The organism is Succinimonas sp., assembly GCF_045225735.1.
GTDB lineage: Bacteria > Pseudomonadota > Gammaproteobacteria > Enterobacterales > Succinivibrionaceae > Succinimonas.
Genome location: NZ_JBGVBR010000039.1, coordinates 1 through 4,133, shown reverse-complemented (window position 1 = coordinate 4,133; position 4,133 = coordinate 1). Strand labels below are relative to the sequence as shown.

Here is a 4,133-nt window from a genome sequence, read left to right as displayed (position 1 = left end):
ATACGGGGTTACTTTTTTCATTTGGGTGACTGTGGCCCAGGGATATTCCTTTTTGAGCCTCTCCAGGGCTTTTTCGTAATACACCTCGATATCAGTGCCGTATTTGAAGAGCTCCTCATCGACTGACGGGCTACGGTTCAGCTCCTCCTCGCGATTTCTTTCTCTTTCGCTTTCTTCCTCCGCCTCAAAGAAATCATCGGAACTTAATGACGTCCAGGCCCAAACTGTATTCATGCTGTGGCAGGCCAGAGCGGGAGCATAAACAAAGGTACCGTCTTTGCCCTTCGTCCACTCATCCCATCTTCCGGCAGACAGCTGACCGTTTTTTAAAATCAGAAGGCAGTACTGCTCGCTTTTGGGAAAGTCGCCATCCTCCAAAGAGTTAAAGTCCTTCATGATTACGCTGTGAATCTCTTCTCCCTCGGGCCCGAGGTTTATAAAGTTGATTTCCTCATCATTAAGGCAATTTGTCATATCATAGCAATCCAGCGGATGCCATTTGGAAACTTCTGAGACTGCAACAGTATCGGCCGTGCCGCGAATGAATTCACCGGACAGCGAGTTCTTTTTATAATCATTCGGATTCCACTTTCCGGCAGTATAGCGGCCGTCCTTCAATTCAAGAAGACAGAATTCGCCGTACTGCGGCATATCGTCTGCTTTAACATTGTGAAATTCATTAAAACTCAATATCAGTTTCCGATAATTACATTTGAACATGGTTCTGCCTCTTTCCTGCCTTTTCATCAGTCTGTTTATCACACATTGCATTAACCAGAAAAAAATCTGCGATCCCCCATATGCTCCGCCCCATATACAAGGATGTCTGACTCATCTTCCGCCCGTATGACTTCCGGTACCGGAACAGAGGCTGACATCAGATCGCCGAAAGTACGGCCATACTCAGCTCCGCCTGAAACTCTCCCAGTTTTTTCCCGTAAGATCAGGCAGGTTGCCGGATTTATTGAGGTCTGTACGCTTCAGTTTGCGGAGAAAGGAATTTACTTTTTCAAAAAACACGCCGCACTTACACCGCTGCGGCTGATTCCCAGATTAGCCGTAAAGCGGGCCGCACAACGTAGTGATCACCGTCGACGCAGACACCATCCGGGTCCAGCGAGCCGGCCGCATACACGCCCGATGTGTGGTACTGATTAAAGCCCGGCGACCGCAGCCACCACCAGCAATGACCGTCATCACTGACAAATGCCCAATGCGCTATGGCCAAATCCGTAGGCTGACACCTTCTTTCGCTGTCATTCTTAAAATACCGTTCCGCCTCAGCAAGGCTGAGGCAGAAAACCCGGTCTTGAGTATTATTTCCGCCGCGGATGCGATGTTTCGGGTTATCGTCATTCACCACCTCTGAGAGTTTGATTCTCTGCAGCTCCTCCTCCGAGAAGGCCTCATTCAGAAACTCATCGTTAAGCCACTTCCGAAGGTCGCAGTTTTCCCATGCAATGTCCGCCCAGTAACGATGATACTTCTTGCAATCAAGACCATAACGGCTAACCAGAAGCGCATCCTGATCATTGGCCTCCAATACCACCCATTCAATTGGCTCTTTGCTCTGAGCGTCATGCTGCCGGTAGCTTCCAAACTTAATGAATTGCATCGGCGAATATTTTGTGCCATTTACCATAATTGCTTCCCATAATTGCTTCGCAAGTTTCTCCGGATTTTTCCGGAACCGGAGATCTTCCACCGCCGAGACACTCCAGAAGATAGCCGGGATTAGTGTTACCGCGGTTAATAACATCCACTACAAGGGCTTTAAAAGCCGTGAAATCAAGGAACAGTTCCTCGTCAAAGACAACAACGGCGTCACTCACGGCATAAAGAGCGGCTACGTCTTCTCTGATGCCCGGAGATGACATTACCGAATTTTTATCACTTAGCCCGGAAGAAAGTCTTCCCTTTGCGTCGCTTCTTTTGTGCCTGCGAAACTCTCGGAAAAATCCCCCGCAAGTAGGCGGTAAATGAAGTGCTGATGATTCCCAGATTAGAAGATTACAGATTACAGATTAGCCGTAAAGCGGGCCGAACAGCACGGATACCAATATCAACAAAGTCACCATTCGGGTAAAGTGTGCCGTCTGTCCCTCCGTCCGATGCACGCTCCTGAAAATTGCCCGGCGACCGCAGCCACCACCAGCAATGGCCATCATCACTGGAATACACCCCATGTGCTTTGGCCAAGGCTGTAGGCCGGCACATTCTCTCGCTGTTATCCTTAAAATAACGTTCTGCCTCTGCAAGACTGAGGCAGAAAACCCGATCCCAAGTATTATTTCCGCCGCAGGTAAGATACTTCGTGTTATCGTCATTTACTACTTCTGAGATCTTGATTCTCTGCTGTTCCTCCGCTGAGAAAGCCTCCTTCAGAAAATCATTGTTTAACCACTTCCGAAGATCGCATTGCTTCCAGGTCATGAATATATACTTATGATGATACTGCTTGCAATCAAGACCGTGACGGCTCACTAATAAGGCTTCATTGCCGTTAACCTCCAAAACAAGCCATTCTATGGGTGCTTTGTTGCTGCCGTTATTCTGAGGGTAGCTTCCAAACTTTATATAAGCCCCCTTCTTTACACTATCAGAGATAGAATACCGGGGTTTGTTAACCATATTGGCCTCACCCTTTGCTCCAGTATTTTCCATAACCTGAAACAGCTGTACCGCCGAGTCAGCACTGTTAAGATCCCAGATCAGCCATAAAGCGGGCCGTACGGCGTAGTTAACATTTCCGACGCCGTCACCATACGGATCCAGCACGCCGACCGTACTTACGCCCGAAGCAGAGTCCTGATCATTGCCCGGCGAACGCAGCCAACACCAGCAATGACCGTCATCGTTGGTATACGCCCCATGTGCTTTGGCCAGAGGCGTAGGCTGACACCTTCTTTCACTGTTATTCTTAAAATAACGTTCCGCCTCCGCAAGGCTGAGGCAGAAAACCCGATCCTGGGTATTATTTCCGCCACTGGTGCCGTACTGCCGGTTATTGTCATTTACTACATCTGAAAGTCTGATCATCTGCTTTTCCCCCGGAGAGAAGGCCGCCTTCAGAAACTCATTGTTAAGCCACTTCCGAAGATCGCAGTTTTCCCACGTAATGTCCGTCCACTTATGATGATACTGCTTGCAGTCAAGGCCGTAACGGCTCACCAGAAAGGCTTCTTTGCCCTGAACCTCCAACACCAGCCATTCAATGGGCTTCTTGGCATTTCCGTTCTGTTGCGGGTAGTTTCCGAACTTTATATAACCGCCCTTCTTTACGCTCTCAGGGTTAAAAAGCACCGGTGCATACCGGGTACCGTTAACCGTAATGGCCTCACCATTTTCCCGGACATTTGCCACGGCCTCCAGTTCTTTCACTGCCTGAGCTAAAGATTCAGTGCTCTTAAGAGCCTCCAGTCCGGCTTTATGCTCCCGTACAAAATCGGCAACCCTTAGAGGCTTTTCATTGTTTTCTCCCGCAAGTTCCCGGGCACATCCTGTCAAACCAGATGCATCGCTGAATACATATTCATCAAGCTCGATAACGCTGTTTCCGGCGGCTATAACCGGGGCAACCACAGGTGCGAGCACACTGACATTATTCAAGGCGGTGAGTGTCTTCTCATGCTCCCGAACAAACCTGCGAAGATAAGCGGGGTTCTCCTTTCCAATATTTAAAATCTGCTCCATAAAGCCCCGGAACTCATCAGGGGTTCCGAAGACAAGCTCATCAAAAGCGACCATCTGGTTTCTTACAGCATAAAGAGCATTCAGAATCGATTGGCACCGGCTGTCCATTCGAAGATCTGAGAGCTCCCGACCGTGATTGTTTATAAAACGGCAGAGATAACCGGGATCCTGCAGCCCTGCTGCGATGACCTCATTAAGGTATGCCTCAAGGGCTGGCACGGTGGTAAAGATCCGGCTTCCCAGCACTATAAGGCTTTTGGCAGCGTCTGTAAGGGGCTTAAGAGCGGTTCTGTATTCAGGATTTTTAATGAGGACATCTATAGCGTTTTGATGCCGTTTTAAAAAATCCAGAAGATAGCCGGGATCGTTCCTGCCGCGGTTAAGGGTCTCAGTTACAAAAGCTTTAAAGACATCAATGTCAGGGAATATCTCCTCATCAA

The 4,133-nt window shown here is 48.8% G+C and carries 4 protein-coding genes; 1 reads left to right on the top strand and 3 read right to left on the bottom strand.

Annotated elements, in window-relative coordinates; genetic code table 11:
- Window positions 1–690 (bottom strand): hypothetical protein (locus ACJROR_RS01405; protein ID WP_406545539.1); only part of this gene is annotated, 690 nt, incomplete at its 3' end.
- Between the two features lie 337 nt (window positions 691–1,027).
- Window positions 1,028–1,642 (bottom strand): DUF6273 domain-containing protein, encoded by a 615-nt coding sequence (locus tag ACJROR_RS01400; protein WP_406038776.1) that lies wholly within the window; start codon window positions 1,640–1,642, stop codon window positions 1,028–1,030.
- Here ACJROR_RS01400 and ACJROR_RS01395 point away from each other — a divergent pair.
- A complete protein-coding gene (locus tag ACJROR_RS01395) occupies window positions 1,629–1,874 on the top strand; it encodes a hypothetical protein (protein ID WP_406545538.1) in 246 nt (81 codons plus the stop codon). The genes ACJROR_RS01400 and ACJROR_RS01395 overlap by 14 nt on opposite strands.
- Before the next feature lie 136 nt (window positions 1,875–2,010).
- Here ACJROR_RS01395 and ACJROR_RS01390 read toward each other — a convergent pair.
- A partial coding sequence (locus tag ACJROR_RS01390; protein ID WP_406545537.1) for a DUF6273 domain-containing protein occupies window positions 2,011–4,133 on the bottom strand: 2,123 nt, incomplete at its 5' end.

Bases quoted from the DNA above. Each gene is read 5' to 3' on its own strand.
- ACJROR_RS01400 (WP_406038776.1), bottom strand. From the start codon at position 1,642: ATGGTAAATGGCACAAAATATTCGCCGATGCAATTCATTAAGTTTGGA.